General features: G+C 35.1%; 5 protein-coding genes. All 5 read right to left on the bottom strand.

What is annotated here, in order from left to right:
- Positions 1-160 precede the first annotated feature (160 nt).
- Positions 161-646, bottom strand: a complete 486-nt coding sequence (locus A1D16_RS17525; protein ID WP_290711896.1) for a hypothetical protein — start codon at positions 644-646, stop codon at positions 161-163.
- Between the two features lie 42 nt (positions 647-688).
- Positions 689-1123, bottom strand: coding sequence for a hypothetical protein (locus A1D16_RS17530; RefSeq protein WP_290711898.1), 435 nt, complete (start codon positions 1121-1123; stop codon positions 689-691).
- A 488-nt stretch (positions 1124-1611) separates the two neighbouring features.
- Positions 1612-2271 carry a lysozyme inhibitor LprI family protein gene (locus A1D16_RS17535; protein WP_290711900.1) on the bottom strand — a complete coding sequence of 220 codons (660 nt, stop codon included), beginning with the start codon at positions 2269-2271 and terminating at the stop codon, positions 1612-1614.
- 33 nt (positions 2272-2304) lie between these two features.
- Entirely contained in the window at positions 2305-3021 is a 717-nt protein-coding gene (locus tag A1D16_RS17540; protein ID WP_290711902.1) for a DUF2071 domain-containing protein, read from the bottom strand.
- 189 nt (positions 3022-3210) lie between these two features.
- Positions 3211-3416, bottom strand: a 206-nt coding sequence (locus A1D16_RS17545) for a tetratricopeptide repeat protein (RefSeq protein ID WP_290711904.1), incomplete at its 5' end; no start/stop codon positions are given.

A 3416-nucleotide genomic window follows, 5' to 3' on the forward strand; every position in this document is an offset into this window, starting at 1 on the left:
GAAAGATAGCACCCCTTACCCCAATTCCAGCATTTAAGCTGATAGATAGTATTTAAAAATCTTCAAAAAAATGAGTAGCTCAAAAGCATCCTTTACACTACCAGGCGGGTCGTTTCAAGGATCTACCAACAATACCCAATAACTATATCCATGAATGTTACTACGGACCTAAACCTATCACGTCCCTCCTTACATAATCTTTCCAAATATCGCCATAGGAATGCTGTAAATGTTCAAAAACGACCTTATTATAGGCTTCTAAACATTCAATTTTTGCAGGCGCAACGCAACCAAATATTTCATACCGAATTTTATAGGTATCCTGAAAAGACCTATCAGCGGGATAATAAACTGGTACAATACCACCCTGTACCAGCAACCTGGCCTTACCGGATTTAATATCTCTTCGCGCTTGCACCCTACTGTAAACCCCGCCACAAAGAGAATCTAAACCAGTATTTACATTCATTTGCACTGGCTGTACATCATTTTTATCCACTACAGAATACCTATCACCGCAGTAGTCCAGATGGTCCTCATATGTTCCAATGTCAAATGGATGCTTGCCACAACTGCGAAAATCTGCTATTACACCAACTGCTATACTAATAAAAAGCAGAATAACTAAATATGGTAATGTTTTCATACTAAAGTTTACCAAAATATCAATATATGAAACTATTGCCAGTCATTTCATCTTGTACATATTTAACAGCTTTTCTATTTCAACTGGGCTTTTTTCCAGCCATGAAATATTTATAACAATTTTTTCGCCAGCGGTTTCTATTGTTAAATAATGAGTAACTCCATCCGCTTCCTTTTCAACTTTGCAATTAACGACCAGCGACCATAAAAATGACACATATTTTCCGTTCTGATATATTTCAATTTCTGATTTGCTAAATATCAAAACAGGCTTGTCCTTGATGACTACATTTGCCTGACCATAAATAGTTTTTATCAAAAAAGCGTTTAATATAAAATAAATTAACTTGATAACAATATTAGTATTACTACTAGCAGAAAAAAATATGTAATAGGTCATTCCGAATGAAGAAATAGCAAGTACTATAAGAAGTGAAATGACTAGCTTTCTATTATTTCTAATTTCAATACTATTCATACCTGCAGGCAATTATGGGCCAATTTTTAAGTATCTCTTAAATATTAAAATAGCCTTTCAACATTTAACATTATTATTAAAACTAACTAAACAAAAATTTTAATTCATCATATTCATACCCCTTGATAGTTCAGCTATAGAATAGTATAAAAACTGTTAAACACCCAAGTAAATGAAGAACCATGGTCGTTATAAACCTTCCTTTGTATCTAATACTCTTGTACACATATATCAAAAACAAAAGAATACTCATCCAGGTTAAAAGAAAAAAAGAAAAGACGTCTAAATTTGGTGCACATGGACCACTTTTATAATATCTACCACATAACGCAATTGTTGTAACAACTAATACGTAGTAGATTATTGTCGTAAGTGTCGCTCTCTTATCAATATGCAGTCTGGTCATAAATTACAATTAAAAATCCACATCTATTGGATATAAGATAATTTTTTAAACGATACAACCCCATCAATTTAAAAATCCCAAATCATTCGACCTGCATTGTTCCATAATAATGCTCAAATAGTACAATTGTCCTGCATTTCAACAAATTAAAATATGCCATATCTTCAGTAAGTAGCCGACTTGTACCACCCCCTGAATATTTTTCTTTAGCGATAGTTTCTACAAGTTTTATTTCATTATCCCTAAAGGATAGCCAGGCTTTTTGCGCAGATATCAATACTTTTTTATCTTCTTCATTCAATTGAAAAAGCAATTTTTTGTAGTATTTATTTAATAAATTGTCATATAGTTTTGTAGCCTCGGAAATCGCACTTCGCATTCCAATATCACTATAATCCAGTTCTATCCATTTAGCAATCAGTCTCTCCACCTTGAAAGTATCAACTGAGAACTCTATAAACACCATATTATTACCTTTGCTCTGTAACTTTTGCTTTCTAATAGGCAATTCGTAATCAATCTCTTGAACAAGTTTCTTATGTAAGTCAATGGTCACTTCAATAGGATCTTTTACTGCTTGCGAAAATGCGTTTATTTGCATAAAAAGTCCCGCTATTGATAAAAATAATTTCATAACAACATTCGGCTTTGATTTCAAACGATAAATACACAGTTGAAATAGCGTCCAACAATATGGCAATTTATATTGGTGAATGCTATTTTTTACCAGAACATCCGGCATATTACATCCGGATTTAAAACACCAACTATGAAACTAGCACCGGTAAATATTATCCATTGCGTGCCACTCATGCTCTATATGCTCCATTAATAATGCATTATCAAACGCAATCGAACCATTCGGAAATACCAAGGGATCAGAAAAATAGGTGGATTCCACCCGCTCGACACTCAGCGACTTAACAGCCCAGTTAGACAGGTTTAATTTAATACCGTCATAGTGTGCGCTTGCAGGCGAATACCCCACTGCTCCCTGCTCAAAGAAATCAGATACGGCTTGCAAGTTATCAAATATAGAATCGGGATTATACCTCTCACTTAAGAATGCCCATACAGATATGTTTGTACCATCCTTATTAAACATATCCAGCTCATAAATCCCCTTTTCTTCCCTGGTTGCAAATCGGGAATGGAAATGAACACCAGGAAACACCCGGCCACCAGCAAGACTGTTGAAAATTGAAGAAGTATCTCTTCTTGGTATATAAACGCCACTATGTTGAGCACCAGATACTGTCCAATTTACAGCAATTCGATGCGCTGCATTTTCCGAACCAAACCCCAAAAATTCCGGCAACCCTTTGATTCGCACCTTTTTCAACCTGATTAAACAAATACCAACCATTGCATAACCACGATAGATAGCAGGTGTAAAAGGGGGAGGCAACAAGTTTGCCACAACAGAAGGGTCGGCTCTGAAGTTGATTAACATCCGTCGGTCTATGGTTCCGGATAATACGGGTAACTGCATGTATTTAGAGTTTCGCTACTAACGGTAATTGTAAAGCATTACGTAATTGACAGCACTGTTTATTGGTCCGACCAGCACCCTCCATCATTTCAATTGAAGATAAGAAATACTTGCGGATATTTTTACCGTAAACAAGCAGATAATAAATGGTTTTTCGCAAAAATCAAGCAACCTTAATACACGATCCGCTTACATCTTCTTTCCTATATAACCCTCTGCTGTAATAATTAAATCCTCTATCAGTTGGGTAGTATGGTCTAAATATTTTGCCTGCAGGAATAGCTCCAATGCTTCTGAATAGTTTCCCTGGTCAAGATGATAAATTCCCAAGTTTCTATAACAATATGAATTGTTTTTATCAAGCTTTAAAGAATAATTAATATCTTCAAGCCCTT

Source organism: Flavihumibacter sp. CACIAM 22H1 (genome assembly GCF_001601815.1).
Taxonomy (GTDB): Bacteria; Bacteroidota; Bacteroidia; order Chitinophagales; family Chitinophagaceae; genus Flavihumibacter.

Coding starts and splice junctions, on each gene's coding strand:
- A1D16_RS17525 (WP_290711896.1), bottom strand. CDS start 646: ATGAAAACATTACCATATTTAGTTATTCTGCTTTTTATTAGTATAGCA.
- A1D16_RS17530 (WP_290711898.1), bottom strand. CDS start 1,123: ATGAATAGTATTGAAATTAGAAATAATAGAAAGCTAGTCATTTCACTT.
- A1D16_RS17540 (WP_290711902.1), bottom strand. CDS start 3,021: ATGCAGTTACCCGTATTATCCGGAACCATAGACCGACGGATGTTAATC.
- A1D16_RS17535 (WP_290711900.1), bottom strand. CDS start 2,271: ATGCCGGATGTTCTGGTAAAAAATAGCATTCACCAATATAAATTGCCA.